This window comes from Methylobacterium sp. Leaf399 (assembly GCF_001424525.1).
Classification (GTDB): domain Bacteria; phylum Pseudomonadota; class Alphaproteobacteria; order Rhizobiales; family Beijerinckiaceae; genus Methylobacterium.
Genome location: NZ_LMQK01000030.1, coordinates 200,328 through 218,612, shown reverse-complemented (window position 1 = coordinate 218,612; position 18,285 = coordinate 200,328). Strand labels below are relative to the sequence as shown.

At 72.3% G+C, this 18,285-nt stretch carries 17 protein-coding genes; 7 read left to right on the top strand and 10 right to left on the bottom strand.

Annotated features, from left to right (window positions below; translation table 11 throughout):
* Window positions 1–146 precede the first annotated feature (146 nt).
* The 7 genes from fliP (at window position 147) to ASG40_RS14360 (ending at window position 9,372) form a co-directional block, all read left to right on the top strand.
* On the top strand, window positions 147–905 hold the full coding sequence (gene fliP / locus ASG40_RS14390; protein ID WP_443136617.1) for a flagellar type III secretion system pore protein FliP: 759 nt from the start codon (window positions 147–149) through the stop codon (window positions 903–905).
* A gap of 164 nt (window positions 906–1,069) precedes the next feature.
* Window positions 1,070–2,746 (top strand): flagellar basal-body MS-ring/collar protein FliF, encoded by a 1,677-nt coding sequence (fliF, locus tag ASG40_RS14385; protein ID WP_055886986.1) that lies wholly within the window; start codon window positions 1,070–1,072, stop codon window positions 2,744–2,746.
* A complete protein-coding gene (locus ASG40_RS14380; protein ID WP_055886983.1) occupies window positions 2,746–3,396 on the top strand; it encodes a hypothetical protein in 651 nt (216 codons plus the stop codon). The genes fliF and ASG40_RS14380 overlap by 1 nt, the downstream gene beginning before the upstream one ends.
* Window position 3,397: 1 nt before the next feature.
* A complete protein-coding gene (locus ASG40_RS14375) occupies window positions 3,398–4,765 on the top strand; it encodes a MotB family protein (RefSeq protein ID WP_055886980.1) in 1,368 nt (455 codons plus the stop codon).
* Entirely contained in the window at window positions 4,762–6,006 is a 1,245-nt protein-coding gene (locus ASG40_RS14370; RefSeq protein ID WP_082494473.1) for a chemotaxis protein MotC, read from the top strand. Before ASG40_RS14375 ends, ASG40_RS14370 begins: the two co-directional genes overlap by 4 nt.
* Entirely contained in the window at window positions 6,003–8,861 is a 2,859-nt protein-coding gene (locus ASG40_RS14365) for a flagellar hook-length control protein FliK (protein ID WP_055886977.1), read from the top strand. Before ASG40_RS14370 ends, ASG40_RS14365 begins: the two co-directional genes overlap by 4 nt.
* Entirely contained in the window at window positions 8,815–9,372 is a 558-nt protein-coding gene (locus ASG40_RS14360) for a transglycosylase SLT domain-containing protein (protein WP_055886974.1), read from the top strand. The genes ASG40_RS14365 and ASG40_RS14360 overlap by 47 nt, the downstream gene beginning before the upstream one ends.
* Before the next feature lie 6 nt (window positions 9,373–9,378).
* Here ASG40_RS14360 and ASG40_RS14355 read toward each other — a convergent pair whose 3' ends face one another.
* The 10 genes from ASG40_RS14355 to ASG40_RS14310 form a co-directional block, all read right to left on the bottom strand.
* A complete protein-coding gene (locus tag ASG40_RS14355; protein ID WP_055886971.1) occupies window positions 9,379–10,062 on the bottom strand; it encodes a response regulator transcription factor in 684 nt (227 codons plus the stop codon).
* Between the two features lie 448 nt (window positions 10,063–10,510).
* Window positions 10,511–11,011 carry a hypothetical protein gene (locus ASG40_RS14350; RefSeq protein ID WP_244472344.1) on the bottom strand — a complete coding sequence of 167 codons (501 nt, stop codon included), beginning with the start codon at window positions 11,009–11,011 and terminating at the stop codon, window positions 10,511–10,513.
* On the bottom strand, window positions 11,008–12,075 hold the full coding sequence (gene flhB / locus ASG40_RS14345; RefSeq protein ID WP_055886968.1) for a flagellar biosynthesis protein FlhB: 1,068 nt from the start codon (window positions 12,073–12,075) through the stop codon (window positions 11,008–11,010). Before flhB ends, ASG40_RS14350 begins: the two co-directional genes overlap by 4 nt.
* 62 nt (window positions 12,076–12,137) lie before the next feature.
* Window positions 12,138–13,184: a flagellar motor switch protein FliG gene (locus tag ASG40_RS14340; protein WP_055886965.1), complete on the bottom strand. Its 1,047-nt coding sequence runs from the start codon at window positions 13,182–13,184 to the stop codon at window positions 12,138–12,140.
* Between the two features lie 16 nt (window positions 13,185–13,200).
* The gene (gene fliN / locus ASG40_RS14335; RefSeq protein ID WP_055886962.1) at window positions 13,201–13,572 is read right to left on the bottom strand and encodes a flagellar motor switch protein FliN; all 372 of its coding nucleotides are present in this window, start codon (window positions 13,570–13,572) and stop codon (window positions 13,201–13,203) included.
* A 64-nt stretch (window positions 13,573–13,636) separates the two neighbouring features.
* Complete coding sequence (locus tag ASG40_RS14330; protein WP_055886960.1) at window positions 13,637–13,954, bottom strand: hypothetical protein; 318 nt, start codon at window positions 13,952–13,954, stop codon at window positions 13,637–13,639.
* Window positions 13,938–14,894: a flagellar motor switch protein FliM gene (locus ASG40_RS14325; RefSeq protein WP_055886958.1), complete on the bottom strand. Its 957-nt coding sequence runs from the start codon at window positions 14,892–14,894 to the stop codon at window positions 13,938–13,940. Before ASG40_RS14325 ends, ASG40_RS14330 begins: the two co-directional genes overlap by 17 nt.
* A complete protein-coding gene (gene motA, locus ASG40_RS14320; RefSeq protein ID WP_055886956.1) occupies window positions 14,891–15,763 on the bottom strand; it encodes a flagellar motor stator protein MotA in 873 nt (290 codons plus the stop codon). The genes ASG40_RS14325 and motA overlap by 4 nt, the downstream gene beginning before the upstream one ends.
* 88 nt (window positions 15,764–15,851) lie before the next feature.
* A complete protein-coding gene (locus tag ASG40_RS14315) occupies window positions 15,852–17,306 on the bottom strand; it encodes an ATP-binding protein (RefSeq protein WP_082524081.1) in 1,455 nt (484 codons plus the stop codon).
* A gap of 160 nt (window positions 17,307–17,466) precedes the next feature.
* On the bottom strand, window positions 17,467–18,231 hold the full coding sequence (locus ASG40_RS14310) for a ComF family protein (protein WP_055886953.1): 765 nt from the start codon (window positions 18,229–18,231) through the stop codon (window positions 17,467–17,469).
* Between the last annotated feature and the right edge of the window lie 54 nt (window positions 18,232–18,285).

Sequence of the window (18,285 nt, the reverse complement as noted above, 5' to 3'; positions counted from 1 at the left end):
CTCCCCCTCGTGGGGAGGGAAGACGGGTGGGGGTGGCTGGGTGACCCTCCGCCTCCGGCAAGCGGCACAACCCCCACCTCCGACTCCTCCCCACGAGGGGGAGGAGAATCGCCGGCATCGACCGGGGTCGATCGATGGAAAGCCTCATGAGACATCTCAAACCGGCGTTCCTCGCCCTCGCCGCCCTGCCCGTCCTCACGGCGGCGGCCTCCGCCCAATCCGCCACCGGCGTGCCGGCGCTGGACGCCCTGCTGCCGGCCGGCAACGGGGCGGCGAGCGGGCGCATCCTGCAGCTCGTCGCGCTGATGACGGTGCTGTCCCTGGCGCCCGGCCTCCTCGTGATGGTGACGAGCTTCACGCGGTTCGCCGTGGCGTTCTCGTTCCTGCGCTCCGGGCTCGGCCTCCAGAGCACGCCGGCCAACCTGTTCCTGGTGAGCCTGTCGCTGTTCCTGACGTTCTACGTGATGGCGCCCACCTTCGACCGGGCCTGGAACGAGGGCGTGAAGCCGCTCAGCGAGAACCGGATGACGGAGGCGGAGGCCTTCCCCAAGATCGTCGAGCCGTTCCGCGAGTTCATGACCACGCACGTGCGCCCCAAGGACCTCCAGACCTTCCGGGATCTGGCGAGCCGCACCTTCCCGGCGGCCGAGGAGGGCGAGAAGATCGACCTGCGCATCCTCATCCCCGCCTTCATGATCTCCGAACTGCGGCGCGGCTTCGAGATCGGCTTCCTCATCGCGCTGCCGTTCCTCGTCATCGACATGATCGTGTCCACGGTGGTGATGTCGATGGGCATGATGATGCTGCCGCCCACCGTGATCTCGCTGCCGTTCAAGGTGCTGTTCTTCGTCCTGATCGACGGGTGGAACATGCTGGTGAGCGGGCTGGTGCGATCGTTCTACTGAGGTTTCTCGGTTCTCGACCGGTCGCGGGACGGGGTCGAACCCGTACGTCGCCGGCAGCGCCGAAACGCGACGGAAAGGCCCCGGCGGGCCACGCAATCTCCGCGCAAGGCTGACGGGCAAGAAGGGCGGCACAGGCCGCGTGCCCGTCAGGAGCAGTCCCGTCAATGTCCGGTCGCCAACACGCCGAGAGGCTCTGGAACAACATCGTCGCCCTGGGCGGGCGGCGGATCGCGGCCCTCGGGCTGATCGGCCTCGTCGTCTTCCTGTCGGTGGGGCTTGGCGCCCTCTACCTCAGCCGTCCCGCCCAGGAGACGCTCTACACCGGCCTGAGCCGCGAGGACGTCGGCCGCATCGGCGGCGTGCTCAAGGACGCCAACATCCCCTTCGACGTCGCCGCCGACGGCGCCTCCGTCCTGGTGGCCTACGGCCACACCGCGCAGGCGCGCATGCTGCTCGCCGAGAAGGGCCTGCCGCAGAGCTCCAAGTCCGGCTACGAGCTGTTCAACGACCTCGGCTCGCTCGGCATGACCTCGTTCATGCAGGAGGTCACCCGGGTCCGGGCGCTCGAGGGCGAGATCGCCCGCACCATCCAGGGCATGAAGGGCGTGCGTGCCGCGCGCGTCCACATCGTCCTGCCCGACCGCGGCTCGTTCCGCCGCGACCAGCAGCCGCCCTCGGCTTCCGTGGTGGTGCGCACCGAGCCCGCCGACGACGTCAGCGGCGCCCAGTCGATCCGCCACCTCGTCGCCTCGGCCGTGCCCGGCATGAAGCCCGACCGCGTCACCGTGATCGGCACCGACGGCGCCCTCATCCTGTCGGGCGACGAGGCCAACACCGCCGCCACCGGCAAGATGGCGAGCCTGGAGAAGACGCTCGGCCGCGAGGTCCAGGACAACATCCGCCGGACGCTGACCCCCTACCTCGGCGTCGGCAACTTCGAAGTCAGCGTCGCGGCCCGCCTCAACACCGACAAGACCGTCCAGAACGAGACGATCTACAATCCCGACCAGCGCGTCGAACGCTCGACACGGGCGGTGCGCGAGACCGAGAACGCCCAGAACCGCGCCTCGCAGCGCCCGACCACGGCCCAGCAGAACCTGCCCGACCAGCGCGTGCGCTCGGACGGCAACGACACCTCGAGCAACGAGACCCAGAAGCGCGAGGACCTGACCAACTACGAGATCTCGACCAAGACCATCCAGACGGTGAGCGACGGCTACGCCATCCGCCAGCTCTCGGTGGCCGTGCTGGTCAACCGCTCGCGCCTGGCGGCGCTGGCCGGTCCCGAGGGCGGCAAGGCCGCCATCGACGCCCAGATCGCCGAGATCGAGCAGCTGATCGGCTCGGCCGCGGGCTTCAACAAGGAGCGGGGCGACAACGTCAAGGTCGCCGCCGTGGGCTTCGTCAACGACGGCCAGGCCCTGGAGCCGGTGGCGCCGTTGAGCCTCACCGACGTGCTGCTGCGCCAGTCGGCCACCCTCATCAACGCCGCCACCATCCTGCTGGTGGCCGGCCTGCTGATCTGGTTCGGCCTGCGCCCGGCCATGCGCGCCATCCTGGCGATCCCGGCCGCCGAGCAGGAGCAGGTCGCCGCACTGGCCGCCGCCGCCGGGCTCAACCCCGACGGCACGCCGGCCGGCGCCCTCACCGGAGCGGCCGCCTCGGGCCTGCCCGAACTGGCGGCGCCCGCCGCCGCCACGGGGGTCGCCGGCCTGATCGAGGATCTCGCCGACAAGCTCAACCGCTCGCCGCAGAAGCGGCTCGAGCAGATGATCGAAGCCGACGAGGAGCAGGCCGCGCAGATCCTCAAGCGCTGGCTCCTGCGTGAGGAGGCCGCGTGATGGCACCGGTGATCGCCCGTTATCTCCCCGACTTCTCCGTGGCGCCGGCGGCCCCCCCGCCCCGCGCCCAGGACGGGCTCGCCCTCCTCCTGCGCACCGCCCCGGCCCCGGTCGCGCCGCCGGCTCCCGTCGAGGACCGCGAGGCCCTGCTTCGCGCCGCCGAGGCGAAGGGCTGGGAGCAGGGCCGGGCCGACGCCCAGGCCGAATCCGCCGCCGTCCTCGCCCGGGCCTGCGAGGACTTCGACGGGCGCCTCGACACCGCCCGCCGCGACTGGTGCCGCCACGAGGCCGAGGCGCTGGCCGCCGGCCTCAATGGCGCCGTCGAGGCCCTGGCCACGGCCTTGAGCGAGCGCATCGGCCGGTTGTTGGTGCCGGTGGTGACCGCGTCCCTGCGCGTCCGGGCGGTCGAGGAACTCTCGGGCGTGCTCGCAAAGCTCCTCACCGAGGGGACGAACGGCGCCCCGATCCGGGTCGAGGGCCCTGGCGACCTCCTCGAGGCCATCGCCGAGCGGCTGGGGCCCCTGTCGGCCACCGTCGCCTTCACGCCGGCGCAGGCCGTCGACGTCACCGTCCGGGCCGACCAGACCCTGATCGAGACCCAACTCGGGGCCTGGGCCGATCGCCTCGCCGCCGCCGTCGGAGCGCGCTGACATGGCCGAGGGCGTCCACGAGATCATCATCGTCAAGCGTCGCGGCGACGAGGAGGAGGGGCACCACGGCGGCGCCTGGAAGATCGCGCTCGCCGACTTCATGACCGCGATGATGGCGCTGTTCCTGGTGCTGTGGCTGATCGGCTCCACCACCAAGGAGACGAAGACCGCGATCGCCGAGTACTTCAACCCGGTCAAGCTCGCCGACGTCACCTTCGACCGTCGCGGCCTGCGCGACCCGACCAACACCCCCGGCGAGGCCCCGAGCGAGGGCGAACTCGGCAAGATGGAGGGTGGCAAGGGCGATACGGGTAAGGGGGAAGGCGCCAAGGGCGACGCGAAGGGCGACGCCAAGGGCGGGCCGGGAAGTCGCGCCCGGGAGGCCGCCCTGTTCCAGGACCCCTACGCGGTGCTGGCCAAGCTCGCCGCCGAGGCCGACCCCGACCGGAACGATTCCGCCGACGGCGTCATCACCGAGGCCGGTCAGCCCGGCATCAACGGCGGCGAGGCCGCGCGCGACCCGTTCGATCCGCTCTACTGGCAGGTGGCGCCGGTGGCCAAGATGCGCGCCGAAGCGCCCGGCGCGCCCAACACCGTGGCGCCGCTGCCCCAGGACGGCCGCCTCGACGCCCGTTCGGTCAACCCGCTTCGGACCGCCCCCGTCACGCCTCCCGTCAAGGCCGCCACCACGGTCGCGCCGGCCGAACCGGCGGCGGTCGCAGAGATGGTGGCCGCTCCGCCGGCGGCCGCCCCCGAGGTCAAGCGCGAGACGGCCCTCGAGCCCGCCAAGGCCGAACCGGTCAAGGCCGAACCGGTCAGGGCCGAGCCCGTCAAGCCTGCTCTCTCCAAGGCCGCCCCCCTCGCCGCCGACCGGGCCAGGGATGCGGCCGAGGCCGCCGAGACCCTGGCCGCGGCGCAGATCAAGGACGAGATCGCCAAGGCCCTGGCGAGCCTGGGCACCGCCAGCCCGGCGCCGCGCACCGAGGTGCGGCGCACCGGCGAGGGCATCCTGATCAGCCTCACCGACGAGGCGAACTTCAGCATGTTCGGGGTCGGCTCGGCCGAGCCGCAGGCCAAGGTCGTCAAGGCCCTGGAGCGGATCGCCGGGATCCTCAAGGATCGGCCCGGCCGCATCGTGGTACGCGGCCATACCGACGCGCGCCCGTTCCGGTCGGAAACCTACGACAACTGGCGCCTGTCCTCCGCCCGCGCCCAGATGGCGTCCTACATGCTCGTGCGCGGCGGCGTCGCCGATGCCCGGCTGGAGCGGATCGAGGGCTACGCCGACCGCCTGCCGCGCAACCCGGCCGACCCCAAGGCGGCCGAGAACCGCCGCATCGAGATCCTGCTGCGGGGGCGGCCCGAGTGAGTGCGCGCCCGCGTCGCCTCCTCGCCGCGACCGTCGTCCTGTCCCTCTGCGCGACATCGGCCGTGGCGGCGGAGTCCCACGGCGGCGATTCGCACGGGGGCGGCTCGGTAAGGTCGGCGCCCATCGCGCCGTTGCCGATCGTGCCCTACACGGTGCCGGTCGAACTCGTGCGCACCCTCCAGCTGCTGCAGGACCGGATCGCGCAGGGGCAGACCCAGGCCTTCCACGGCCAGCGCGCCCTGATGCAGCACGCCGAGGAGCGCATGGTCGCCCTTCCCCCAGAGGTCTGGGCCGAGGCGGTCAACATCCGCGCGGCGGTGACCTTCGCCCTGAGCGGCGGCGGCCCCGGCCTGCTGCGCCAGGTGATGGGCTCGGGCAAGGTCGGGGAGGGGGAGACGCCCCTGGTCCTCGGGGCGCTCGCCTATCTCGAAGGCCGCGAGAAGGAGGCGCGCACGCTGCTCGCCAAGTTCGACCCGAACGCCGTGCCGGTGGGCCTGGGCGCCCAGCTCGCCCTCGCCCAGGCGGCGCTGGCGGCGCGCGACGACCCGGCCCAGTCGATCCGGCTCCTCGATCTCGCCCGTCTCATCGCGCCCGGCACCCTCGTGGAGGAGGGCGCCCTGCGCCGCGAGATCTTCGTGCTCGCCCATGTGGGAGACCTCGCCAGGTTCGAGGCCCTGTCGATCCAGTACCTGCGCCGGTTCCGGCACTCGGTCTACGCCGGCAACTTCCGCCAGCGCTTCGCCGCCGCCCTGACCCGCCTCGACTTCGCCAGCGACGGCGCCCGCTTCGCCAAGCTCCAGGCGATGCTCGACGAGATCGAGCCGGAGGGCCGGCGCGACCTCTACCTCCTGGTGGCCCGTGCCGGGCTCGACCAGGGCAAGACCGCGACGGCGGTCTTCGCCGCCGAGCGGGCGATCACCCTGGTGGACGCGGCCTCGGCCTGGTCGGTGCGCGCGCGGCTCTACCGCGCGGCGGCGCTGGTGGCCGTCGACGGCCAGTTCGAGGCCAGCCTCGAGACCCTGCGCGCGACCGACCGCTCGGTCCTGGCGGAGGCCGACGCGGCGCTGCTCGATTCCGCGCTGGCCATGGCCGCGCAGATCCGCTCGGTCCCCGCGCTCGGGGCCAAGCCGCCGGAGGCGGCCCCGGCGGCCAAGCGGTCCCTTCCCACCACACCCGCCATCGCCCGTGCCCAGGGGGCGATCGGGCAGATCGACGCGTTGATGACCAGGAGTGACCGGTGAACACCCTCGGCGCGACTCTCGCTTCCCTGCGTCCGGCCGTCGAGGCTGCGTCCGGCCGGCCCGGCCGCGATGACGATGCGGCGGCCGCGTTCGGAACCCTGCTCGGGTCCCTGGCCGGGGAGGCGGTGACGGGCGACCCGGAGCGGGAGGCCAAGGCGTCGCCCGCACCGGCCGAGTCCGAGGCGCCACCGTCCATCCCCTCGACCACGGGCGATGCCGCCTCGGCCCTGACCATCCTGGCGGCGCTGGAGTCGGCAGGCGCCGCGCCGGCGGCCCGGACAGGGCCGGCCGGGGCCCACCCCGAATCCATCGCGACCTGGATCGCCAGGGCGCTGCCCGCTGCCGCGCCTGCCGCCGGCGGGGTCACCCCCGGCGCGGCCGACCGCAGTGTCGTCGGGCGTTCCGCCGACCGGGCGATGCCGGCCTTTCCCGGCGCCCCGGTCCCGGCCGGGCGGCTGCAGGTGACGGTGATCGCCCAGGAGACCCATTTCGCCCCGGTCAAGCCGCATCCCGTCAGCCTCTTGGGCACGCTGCCGGCGACACCGCCGGCCGGACCCGTCCCGACCGTGCCCACTTCCGCGCCCACCTCCGGCGTGGCCGCTCCGGCCCCCGCGCGGCCCGAGACCGCCATCGTGCCGGGCGCGGCCCCGGCGACACCGCGGCCGGCCGCCGCCCTGGCGACCGTTGCCATTCCGGGCGTCGGGACCGCCGCCGGCCGGTCCGCTCCGACCGGCCCCGGCGAGGCTCCCGTGGTCGCGCGCGCTGGGGCGGACCGGGTCGCGGGCGATGAGGCCGCCGCGCCGTCCCGGCTCTCGATGCCGTCCACGTCCGACACCGCCGCGGCTTCGCTCCCGCCCGTCGCGACCGAAGCCGTCGCCACGGTGCGCTCCCCGCTCGACGGGCCGGTATCCTCGACGCCGGTCCCGGGACCGGCCGCCTCCGAGATGCCCGTCGTCGCGCGCGCCGTTGCGGACGGCGAGCCGCCGGCGCCGGCCGGAACGCCCTCCACCGGCGCTCCCGCGCCGGCCGAGCCCTCTGGCATTCAAGCACGGCGCGGTCCGGGCGCGACGGGCACGCCGCCTGCGCCCGGCGTCGATCCCGACAGCCACGAGCGGTCAGCTGCCGTCACGGCCACCCCGGACTCTGCCCGCCCGCCAGTGGATGTCGCCCCGACCGCCACAGCGCGTCCCGCGAACGCACCCCCGGCCGGTCCCGGTCCGCTGGCGAGCGCCATTCCGGCCGGTGTGGCGCCGGTCGCCCCGGTGTCCGATCCAACTCCCATGCTCCCCCAGGCCGGAACCGACCGCTCCCTCGCGGCCGAGATCGCGTCCGGTTCTCCGGCTCGCGCGATCGAGGCCGAGCGGCCCGTCTCGCTCGACGGTCGGCCGCAGGCCGCCCCGGTTCCGGTGGCGCCGCCTGCCACGGCTGCCGCGTCTCTTGCCGTGGCTTCCGCGCCATCTGCCACGGCTGCCGCGCCGCCTGCCGTGGCTGACCCGACCGTGACCGAGCATCGGCCGGTGGCCGTGCCCGTTCCGCGTGATCCCGCCATGGCGGAACGGCCTACCGCGTCCGATGCGGTCGGGGAGGCCGCGCGGCAGGCGGCCCCGACCGCCGTGGCGCCGCCCGCTACGGCTGCCGGGTCTCCCCCCGCTGCTGCCCTCACCGTTTCCAAGGCGGTCGTCGACGCCCCGCCTGAGGCCGCCGCGATCCATGTCGAACCCGCTGCCTCGAAGGCCGATGGCGAGCCCATCGTCGCCCCGCCCGGAGTCGAGCGCCCGCGCGTGGCCGTGACCGCGGCGGTGCAAGCGGCTCCCTCCGCCGCCGTGCCATCCGCCGTGCCCGACGCGATCGCCCCGACCCCGCCATCCGCAGCCCTGCCCGGATCCGCCCCCTCCGTGACGCCGGTTCCTCCGGCCGCCACCGCCTCGATCGCTCCGCCGGTCGCCTCCTCGCCGCCGGTCGCCGCCGATGGCGGACGCCCCGTCCCGCCGCCTGTCCAAGCGGCTGCCCAAGCGCCTGCCCAAGTTTCTGCCCAAGCGCCTGCCCCGGCCGGCTCCCTCTCCCCGTCGCCGCCCGCTCAGGCTCCGGCCCCGGTGGTCGTCCCGGCGCGCCCGCAGCCGATCCTCACTCGCGCTGTGGCGGAGCCCGAGGCGGAGGCCGCTGCGTCCGACACCGCCCCATCCGGCGCGGCGAGCCGGATGTCGCCGGTGTCGTTTGCGTCCTCGCCCATCGGCGACGTGCCGCAGCCGGGCGTCTCCGCCGAGGGCCGACGCGAGGGGGCCCAGCCGGTCACGCCCGTGGCGGCGCTGGCGATGCCGGCCGTGGCGATGCCGGCGGCGGCCGATCCGGCGCGTCAGGTCGCGGACGCGGTGGTCGCCGAGGCCGGACGGCTGCATGCGCCCGCCGCGACCGCCGGCGCGGCGAGTGGCCTCGACGGGCCCTTGCGCATTCTGACGATCCAGCTGCGGCCGGACGACATGGGCACCGTCGTGGTGCGGATGCGCCTGCGCGGTGACGCCCTCGAGGTGAGCCTGCACGCCAGCCGCGAGGAGACGGCGGCGCTCCTGCGCAGCGACGACGGCGCGCTGCGCGAGGTGCTGCGCAGCGCCGGCTACCAGCCCGACGTCGTCACCATCGGCTCGGGCCGCCCCGACACCGCATCCGGCGACGCCGCCCGGCACGGCGGCGGGGCCGATGCCGCGGCGCAGGGCGGCAGGGGCGGCGATGCCGCGCCGGGCCAGTCCGGCCGCCGCCAGTCCGATCCGCGCGAGACCGAACGGTCCGCCCACCGAGGGGAGTCCCAGAGCGATGACGCCACGTCTGCCGGTCCTGGCCGTAGCGGCCGCTATCTCTAGTTTCGCGGCTCCGGCCGCGGCCACCAACGTCTGCGAGCGCGAGATGGCGAGCGCCTCGGCCAAGCACGGGGTGCCGCTGGGCGTGCTCTACGCGGTCGGCCTCACCGAGAGCGGCAACCGCGGCTCGCTGCAGCCCTATGCGATGAACATCGCCGGCAAGGCCTATTTCGGCGCCAACGCCGCCGATGTGGTGTCGCGCCTCGCCCAGGCGCGCACCGGCGGCATCAAGCTGGTCGATCTGGGCTGCATGCAGATCAACCACCACTACCATCGGGCGAAGTTCGCCTCGCTGGAGAGCATGATCGATCCGCGCCAGAACGTGGAATACGCCTCGGTCTTCCTCAAGGAGCTCAAGGCGCGGGAGGGGAGCTGGACGCTGGCGGTGGCCCGCTATCACGCCGGCCCCAACAACAACCCGGCCCAGAAGCAGTACGTCTGCCGGGTGATCGCCAACATGGTCGCCACGGGCTTCGGCCAGTGGACGCCCAACGCCCGCGGTTTCTGCAAGTAGGGCGGTTCAGCCGTTAAAGGTGTAGCCGATGAAGCGCTTGGCCTCGATCGGGTCGTAGCCCAGGCGCGTGCTCAGCTTCTTGCGCAGCTTGCTCACGTGCCCCTCGATGACGCTCTCCTCGACCCCGTTGCTGTAGACACCGTAGACCACGTTGTAGATCTGCGACTTCGTCATGCGGCGGCCCTTGTTGCGCACCAGGCATTCGAGGATGTGGCGTTCGCGCCGCGGCAGGGCCAGCACGACCCCGTCGATCTCCGGGTCGCGGCCGTCGAAATAGACCCTGAGGCGGTCGGGGGCGGGGGGCGCCTCGCCCGGCTGCGGCGCGCCCCCGTTCACCCGCCGCCAGATCGCCTCGGACCGGGCCAGGATCTCGCGGACGTGGACGGGCTTGGGCAGCACGTCGTCGATGCCGGCATCGAACAGGACGAGGGTGTCGTCGAGGCTGCGCACGTCGGACAGGGCGATGATGGGGGCCCGCGACAGCCGGCGGATCGCGCTCGCGCATTTGGCGCGGTCCTCGAAGTCGCCCAGCAGGAAGCCCTGGATCGCCTCGCGGTCGCTGCGCGATGAGGCCTGGAACCAGTGGGTGAACTCGTCGGGCGCCAGCCCGAGCGAGGAAATCCCTTCCTGGTCGAACCTGGCCTTGTACGCGGCGTTCACCGACTCGCGCGCGTCGACCAGTATGTACATCGCGGGACCTCTCCGGTTCTTCTCGACCGTCTGTCGGTGGGCGTCGCGTGGCCGGATCGACCCCCCTTTCCCACGACCTCCCTGGATCGCCGGGCGCCCCCGGCGCCGGAGGATCGCGTCCACAATCGGTGATCGCGGCGTGGATCGGATTCGCGGCTCGGATGTTCCGTCAAAATCGATCCGGTCAGACGAGCGCGTCTCTCCGGCTCGAAGACAGAACAGGTCCGCCCCGATTTAATCCTTGCACGTCTGGAAATCTTATCGGTCGGCGGCTGATCATCCGCTCACCTGTCCGGTCCACGATTCGATCCTGCCGCCTACCTTTGTCGGTCGGCGGTTGGACGGTCAATGGATTTTGCATTCCACCGCGTCATTAACATAGGATCGTGTCGCGACCCGCCTGCGGCGCGGAGCGCGGCGCGCGAGGACCCGCCGTCTCCCGGGGTGGTCAGGCGGCGTTCGGACGCAGCCTCGCATCGGCCAGCGCGGTGGCGAACCCATCGAGGTTGAACGTCGTCGGGGGCTGGTCGGCCAGGATGCGCTGGATCGCGACGCCGACGTAGACGCCGTCGAGGATGAGCTTGAAGAACACCGTCACGGGTTTGGTCACGAACTCCATGTCGAGGACGACGGTGAGGGAACGGCCCCAGTCGAACCGGATGTCGGCTCCGTCGGCGTAGGCGATGGTCGCCTCCTTGAAGAACGGTTCGGCCGAGGAGGCGACGAGGTCGGCGATGTTGCCGTGGCGCTCGCCCTTGACCCAGCCGATCAGGATCCCGCCGTCGAGGAGGCAGAGTTCGGCGATGAAGTCCCGGATGGCGGTGGCGAACACGCGCTCGGCCGCGCCCATCACGTCCTCGGTGGCGCAGCCGACGTCGTGGGCGTCCCCGTCACGGGCGGAACGGCCTCGGGTCGAATCGCCGGCGGCCCAGCGGGAAGCTGCGGTCATGAGCGGTTCCTTGCGAACAGGAAGAACAGGATCTGGGCCACTGCGCTGTAGAACTCCGCCGGGATCATCTGATCGACCTCGACACTGTCGTACAGGGACCTTGCGAGAGGCTTGTCTTCCACCACCGGAACGCCGTTCGCCTCGGCGATTTCGCGGATGCGCAGGGCCAGCAGGTCCTTGCCCTTGGCCAGCACGAGGGGGGCGGGCTGCTCCTCGCGGTTGTAGCGAAGCGCGATGGCGTAGTGGGTCGGGTTGGCGATGACGACGGTGGCCGTCTTCACGTCGGCGAGCATGCGCTTGCGCGAGCGGTCCTGGGCCAGCGAGCGCAGGCGGCTCTTGACGAGGGGGTCGCCCTCGCTCTGCTTGTGCTCGTCCTTGAGGTCCTGGTGGGACATCCGCAGGGACTTCTGCCAGCGCAGGCGCGACCACACCAGGTCGGCGGCCACGATCACGATGGTGGCGATGCTCACCACCGAGATCAGGCGGATCGCCACCGTCAGGATCAGGTCGGGGATCTGGCTCGGATCGGAGAACATGGCATTCATGGCTTTGTTGCCCTCCGAGCGCAGGAGGAGCAGGGCGATCAGAGAAACCGATAAGAATTTAAGGACCGATTTCAGGAACTCGACCTGCCCTTCCTTTCCGAAGATCCGTCCCCAGCCCTTGGCCAGTGAGATCCGCGACCATTGCGGGCGGATGCGCTCGCCCACCAGGCTCGGAACGTTCTGGAGGAGGGAAGCGGACAGGCCGCACACGGCCAGGATCGCCAGGATCGGGATCAGGAACTTCGCCACCGCGAAGGCGGTGGCCTGGAACAGCATCGCCGCGTCCTGGCTGTTCTCCAGGGTGAATCCGCGGGGATGGTCGAACAGCGGCAGCATCTCCCGCACCAGCGGGCCGATGCCGTCGCGCACGACGAAGCTCAGGGCGATGAGGAGGCCCAGGATCGAGGCGAAGATGGGGGCCTCGCGCGAGAACGGCACGTTGCCCTTCTCGACGGCGTCGCGGATCTTGCGCTCGCTCGCCGCCTCGGTCTTGCTCTCCGGATCGCTGTCATCCGACACGGACGGGATCCGGCCTGGCGGTCAGGGCTGGCGTCGGGACACGGCGGGCCGGAGCCGATCCTTCAGCGGACGAGCTCCTCAACCTCCCCTCCCGCGTTGATCTCGATCTCGCCGCGCCCGGCCATCTCCATGGCGAGGTCGGTGATGCTGCGGCGCGCCTCCAGCACGTCCTTCTGCGCGGCCGGCTCGCCGCCGTTCAGCTCGTGCTCGACCATGCGGCGCACGCGGGCGGAGAGCGCGCTGAGGACCACGGTGCGGAACTCCGCGTCGGTGCCCTTCAGGGCGAGGATCAGGCGGTCGCTCGGCACCACGTCGAACAGCGTCGTGCGGGCGCGGGGCGCCAGGCGGGCGATGTCGTCGAAGGTGAAGAGCAGGCCCTTGAGGATCTCCACGGATTTGGGCTGCGTCTCGCCGAGGCTCGTGAGCACGGCGTCGATCTGGTTGCGCTCCATCTTGTTGATGATGTCGGCCATCTTGGCGTGGGTGTCGGCGCCGGAGTTGCGCGAGCCGTTGATGAGGAAATCCTCCAGCAGCGCCTTCTCGATGGTCTGGCGGATCTCGTCGACCACGGGCTTGAAGGTGAGCATCCGGCGCATGATCGTGTTGCGCAGGGCCTCGGGCAGGTGGGCCATCACCTTGGCGGCCGCCGCCGGCTTGATCCGCGACAGCACGAGGGCCGCCGTCTGCGGGTGCTCCTTGACGAGGTAGCTCGCCAGCACGCTCTCGGACACGCCCGACATCCGCTCCCAGACCGAGCGGGTGACGTCGCCGCGCAGGTCGGCCAGGATGTCGGAGAGCTGGTCGGCCGGCAGGAGCCCGGTCAGGAGCTTCTCGACCTCCTGCAGGGTGCCGATCAGGCTGCCGCCGGCCGAGAACTCGCCCGAGAACGTGTCGACGATGCTGTCGATCTGCACCGAGCTCACCGCGCCGAGCTGGGTCGCGGAGCGGGTGATGAGGCGGATCTCGTCGGGCTCGAAGTACTTGAGCAGGCGGCCCGCGGCCGGCTTGCCCATGGCCAGCAGCAGGGCCGCGACCTCGTCGACCGCGTTGAGCTGGCGCAGGCCGCCCTTGCTGCTGCCGGCTTCGACCTTGGCGGGAAGAGTGGCCATCGCCGCGTGTCCCGCCTCAGCCGTTCTGGCCGGCGTCGGCCGGGCCGACGATCTCGGTCAGCGACACGCCGAAGCGGGAATTGTCCTCCTCCACCACCACGATCTCGCCGCGGGCCACGACCCGGCCGTTGACGGTGATGTCCACCGGCTCGCCGACCCGGTGGTCGAGGGGGACGATGGCGCCGCGGCCGAGCTTCATCAGGTCGGCCACCGGCATGGTCGCCGAGCCGAGCACCACCTGGATCAGGACCGGGATGCGTAGGATCGAATCGAGGTTGCGGCCGTCGCCGACCCGCGGCTCGCCCGTGGCGGCCGGCGGGATGTTCGGGAAGGCCGGCGCTGCACCCGGGGGGGCGGTGCCGGCTCGGTCGAAGGGGCTGTCGGTCATCGGCCGCTCTGGGGGGTTGTCGTGTGGGGTCTAGGCGGGACGGGTGAGGGGGCGCGGGAGGGGTCTAGCCCCCGCGGGCGTGGCCGTCCCGGGAGGTGGCGGCCTCCGAGGTCAGGCGCCGGCGGCTCTCCTCGAGGTCGGACAGGGTCCGGCGGGCCTCGTCGATCTTCACGGTCAGCGCCTCGAGGATCTCGCGACCCTCGGTGCTGAAGCCGCGCACCGCCTCGCCGGCGCTGTGGAGCGCTTGGCCCGACTGGGCGAAGATGCGGCCGTACTCGGCCTGCGTCCGGTCGAGGCGCTTGAGCTTGAGATACATCGGCACCACGCAGGCGCTCGTCGCGATCAGGGCCAGCAGCAGGACGGTGTCAACGAGCGGGGTCATCTTCGGTGGCTTCCTTTCCCTGCGCAATGGCCTCGTCGACGCGCAGGACGTAGGACCCCTGCGCCTGCCCCATATGGCACCAGAACAGCGGCCTGTCGTTGCCCTCGAGCATCACCCGCGTGCTCGGGGTGGCGTCGAGGCCGATCACCTGGCCGACCTTGAGGTCGGCGATCTCGCCCAGCGTCAGGGTGCGCTCCTCGAGCACCGCCCGCAGGGTGACCTGCGCCTTCTGGACCTCCGCCGCCATCTGCCGGGTCCAGTGCGGGTCGCGGGCGGCGGACTCGCCGGTGAGGACCTTGGACAGGCTCGGCCGCATCGGGTTGAGCACCGATTGCGGAAACAGCACGCACATCTCGCCGCCCCGGTTGAGGGACTGGATCATGAACTTGGCCTCGACGGCCTTGTTGGTGCGCCCGCCGATCACCGCGAACTCCATCCGGGTCTCGGCGCGCTCCATGCGGAAGGTCGTGGCCGAGACCAGGGAGAACGAGGATTCCAGCGCCTTGCCGATCTGCTCGAACACGAGGTTGGCCAGCCGCAGTTCGATCGCCGAGAACGGCCGCTCGTCCTCCACCGGCGGTTCGCCGCCGTCCGAGCCGAACAGGGCCTCGACCATCGTGAAGATGAAGTCGCGGTCGAGGGCCACCAGGATGTGGCTGTCCCACTCGGCGGCGTGGAAGATGCCCGCCACCGCGTTGTCCTCGTAGGCGTCGAGCATCTCGCCGAAGGGGCCGCTGCGCACGCCGCTGAACGAGAAGAACACCGAGGAGGCGACGAGGTGCTTGAGGTTGTCGGTGCAGGCGCTGGTGAGGCGGTCGAACACCACCGCCAGCATCGGCAGCCGTTCGAGGGAGAGGTCGCCCGCCTCCTTGAGGCGGGTCTTGAGGTCGATGCGCCCCGGTTCGATGCGCCCCGGCTCGATGGTCGGTCGATCGGTCATGCGGCCTCCCGCTGGGCTCCGCCGGTGACGGTCGCGTTCTCGACCTCGTCGATGGTGGGCCGGTCGCCCGACGAGATGCCCTTGCGGCCGTGCTCCACCGCGATCTGCGGCACGGCGCCGTTCATGTAGGCGAGCAGGCTCTGCTTGACGATGACGTAGACGCGGCCCTGCTTCTCGCGGGTGGTCTTCACCTTGATCGCGAAGGGCGCGAGCATGCCGTAGGACAGGAAGATGCCGACGAAGGTGCCCACCAGCGCCGCGCCGATGAGGCCGCCGAGGATCTGCGGCGACTGGTCCAGCGCCCCCATGGCCTTCACGATGCCGAGCACCGCCGCGACGATGCCGAGCGCCGGCAGCGCCTCGGCCACGGTGGTGATGGCGCCGTAGGGCTTGAGCGCGTCGCGGCGCTGGCTGCCGATCTCCTCGTCCATCAGGGCCTCGATCTCGTGGGAGCGGGCGTTGCCGATCAGGATCAGGCGGGCGTAGTCGCAGATGAACATCACCAGGTCGATGTTCTTGGCGACGTCGGGATAGGCCTTGAACAGCTCGGAATTGGCGGGGTCGTCGAGGTGGGGCTCGACTTCGTTGCGGGGCTTGTTCTTGAGCTCGCGCATCAGCGCGTGCAGGAGCCCGAGCAGGGCGAGGTAGTCCTTGCGCTTGGGCACCTTGCCGGTGAGGGCCTCCAGGGAGGCGCGCCCGGAATCCACCACCGTCTTCATCGGGTTGGCGATGACGAAGGTGCCCGCGGCCATGCCGCAGATGATGACGTATTCCCAGGGTTGCCAGATGACGATCAGGTGGCCGCCCATGGCGACGAAGCCGCCGAGCATGGAACCGATCGCGATGACGAGGCCGACGAGGACGCTCAAGGCTGCTGTCTCCCTGGTGGGACGTTCAAGATCGCAGCCGGGATAGGGCGAGACGCTTGTGCGGGGCTGGACCGTGCCCGGGCCCGGCTCACGCCCCGGCCGCCGCCGCCTCGCCGACCCGGGGGGAGGGCGCTTCGGCCACCCGCGCCATCCCGCCGGCCCGCGGCAGGTGGAGGGTGGCCACGAGGCCGTGCGGCGCGCGGGCGGACAGGTCGAGGCTGCCGCCGTGCGCCTCCGCGATCGCGACCGCGATCGACAGGCCGAGCCCGAAGCCGGGCGTGCCGTCGAGGTTGCGCGCCCGGTCGCCGCGCACGAAGGGACGCAGCATCGCCGCATGCTCCTCGGGCGGGATGCCCGGCCCCTCGTCGGCGATCGATACGCTCGCCCCCGTCGCCGTCGCCGACATCCCCACCCGCACCCGCCCGCCGTACTTGACGGCGTTGTCGACGAGGTTGGTGAGCGCCCGGCAGAGGTCGTCCGAGCGGCCGTTGACGAGGACGTGGCGCAGGGTCTCGGCCTCGACGTCGGCGCCCACGTCCGCGAAGCCGTCGCAGACGGTCTGGACCAGGGCGGCGAGGTCGAGGGTGCCCATGCGCTCGTCGGTGCGGCCGTCGCGCACGTAGGAGAGGGCGGCCTCCACCAGCGCGTTCATCTGGTCGAGGTCGCGCAGGGTCATGGCGCGGGCGTGGTCGTCCTCGATGAACTCCGCGCGCAGGCGCATCCGGGTGATCGGGGTCCGCAGGTCGTGGCTGATGGCGGCGAGCATCCGGGTGCGGTCGTCGATGAGCCGCTTGACGCGGTCGCGCATCCGCCCGAGCGCCCGCGAGACGGTGAGCACCTCCGCCGGCCCGCGCTCGGGCAGGGGGGTGGAATCGTCGACGTTGCCGAAGGCCTCGGCGGCCTCCGCCAGCCGCCTGAGGGGAGCCGCTAGGGCGCGGGCCGCCCAGAGCGACAGCACCACCAGCATGATCGCGAGGAAGATGGTCGTGGCCAGCGCCGGTCCCCATCGCGTCGGCAGCGGCCCCAGGCGGAAGGGCAGGGTGGCCGAGATGTGCAGGCCGGCGGGGGTGACCACCGCCACGCGCCCGGCCTCGGTGCCGTCGCCGGCGCGCCACGGCATCGGCACGAGGCGATAGCCCGGCCCCAGGATCTGCAGCAGCCGCGGCCCCTGCGGATGGTTCGTCGAGGCCGGCGACCCTTGCGCCGCCGGATCGTCCTCCCCCGTCCTCTCTTCCCAGGTCAGGGCGAGGGCCGGCTCGACCTCCTTGGCGAGGGTGAAGATCGCCCGCCGCCTGTCCTCGGGCGTCGCCTCGATCATGCGCAGGATGACGGCGAACCGGTTGGTGTTGCCGCCCGGGGTGTCGCCCCCGGCAAAGCTCGCCGGCCCCATCAGGAAGAAGGCCGCCGCGATGAGCACATGCGTGACGACCACCGTCAGCACCACGAGCAGGGCGAGCTGGGCGCCGACGCTGCGGGGCCGCGAGCCGATCGCTCGCGTTCCCTCGGCACCCGCCCCGAGGATGCGGCTCACGAGACGGGCCATGGCGTCCTCCGTTCCATCGCGGTGCGGTCCCCGGCGGTTCCGGCCATGCCGGTGGCCGGACGGGTGTTCCACGTGGAACGCGCGAGCCCGGTCGTCCGCTGGCACCCCCCATCGACCACGCCGATGTTTCTCGGGTGTCTCTGCGAGCTTGCGACGATCTCTAGTCGGCCCCGCCCGGAACCAGGGCGAAGGTGAGGAGGTCGACCGCCTCCGCCCCGCCGCGGATCAGGGCGCGGGCGGCGGCATTGGCGGTGGCGCCGGTGGTGCTGACGTCGTCGATCAGGAGGATTCTCCGGCCCTGGAGCCGGGCCCTGGCGTCCTTGGGGATCGCGAAGGCCCCCTGGAGGTTGGCCGCCCGCGCCGTGCGGCTCAGGCCGACCTGCGAGCGGGTCGCACGGACGCGGGCGAGGCAGGCGGGATCGTAGGCGAGCCCGTGCCGACGCGCCAACGGACGCGCGAGGAGGGCGGCCTGGTTGAAGCGCCGCCGCCACAGGCGCAGGCGATGGAGCGGCACCGGCACGACCGCGTCGGCCTCCGCCAGCAGCTGCGCGCCCGCCCGCGCCATCATGCCGGCCATGGCGGCGGCGAGGTCGAGGCGGTCCTCGTACTTCAGGCGGTGGACGAGCCGGCGGGCGACGTCGTCGTGGATCGCCACCGCCCGCGCCCGGTCGAATACCGGTGGGTCGGCGATGGCCCGCGGCGACAGGAGAGGGCCGACGCCGAGATCCACGGGGAAGGGCGTGCCCAGGCGCGGGCAGACCGGCTCCTCGATCAGCCGCAGCCGAGACCAGCACGACGGGCACAGGGCGTGGGGATCGGCGGTGGCGCCGCCGCAACCGACGCAGGTCGGCGGATAGACGATGCCGAGGGTCGCGGTCCAGGCGGTCGCGAGGCCCGAACGCAGATGACGGAGGGCGGTGGGCATCGAGGCTCGTCCGCGGCACGACCGCGATCCTACCCGGCACGCATGCATTGGCAA

Excerpts from the sequence above, each read along its gene's own strand:
- fliP (WP_443136617.1), top strand. The coding sequence starts at position 147 with ATGAGACATCTCAAACCGGCGTTCCTCGCCCTCGCCGCCCTGCCCGTC.
- fliF (WP_055886986.1), top strand. The coding sequence starts at position 1,070 with ATGTCCGGTCGCCAACACGCCGAGAGGCTCTGGAACAACATCGTCGCC.
- ASG40_RS14380 (WP_055886983.1), top strand. The coding sequence starts at position 2,746 with ATGGCACCGGTGATCGCCCGTTATCTCCCCGACTTCTCCGTGGCGCCG.
- ASG40_RS14375 (WP_055886980.1), top strand. The coding sequence starts at position 3,398 with ATGGCCGAGGGCGTCCACGAGATCATCATCGTCAAGCGTCGCGGCGAC.
- ASG40_RS14360 (WP_055886974.1), top strand. The coding sequence starts at position 8,815 with ATGACGCCACGTCTGCCGGTCCTGGCCGTAGCGGCCGCTATCTCTAGT.
- ASG40_RS14355 (WP_055886971.1), bottom strand. The coding sequence starts at position 10,062 with ATGTACATACTGGTCGACGCGCGCGAGTCGGTGAACGCCGCGTACAAG.
- ASG40_RS14350 (WP_244472344.1), bottom strand. The coding sequence starts at position 11,011 with ATGACCGCAGCTTCCCGCTGGGCCGCCGGCGATTCGACCCGAGGCCGT.
- ASG40_RS14340 (WP_055886965.1), bottom strand. The coding sequence starts at position 13,184 with ATGGCCACTCTTCCCGCCAAGGTCGAAGCCGGCAGCAGCAAGGGCGGC.
- fliN (WP_055886962.1), bottom strand. The coding sequence starts at position 13,572 with ATGACCGACAGCCCCTTCGACCGAGCCGGCACCGCCCCCCCGGGTGCA.
- ASG40_RS14330 (WP_055886960.1), bottom strand. The coding sequence starts at position 13,954 with ATGACCCCGCTCGTTGACACCGTCCTGCTGCTGGCCCTGATCGCGACG.
- ASG40_RS14325 (WP_055886958.1), bottom strand. The coding sequence starts at position 14,894 with ATGACCGATCGACCGACCATCGAGCCGGGGCGCATCGAACCGGGGCGC.
- ASG40_RS14315 (WP_082524081.1), bottom strand. The coding sequence starts at position 17,306 with ATGGCCCGTCTCGTGAGCCGCATCCTCGGGGCGGGTGCCGAGGGAACG.
- ASG40_RS14310 (WP_055886953.1), bottom strand. The coding sequence starts at position 18,231 with ATGCCCACCGCCCTCCGTCATCTGCGTTCGGGCCTCGCGACCGCCTGG.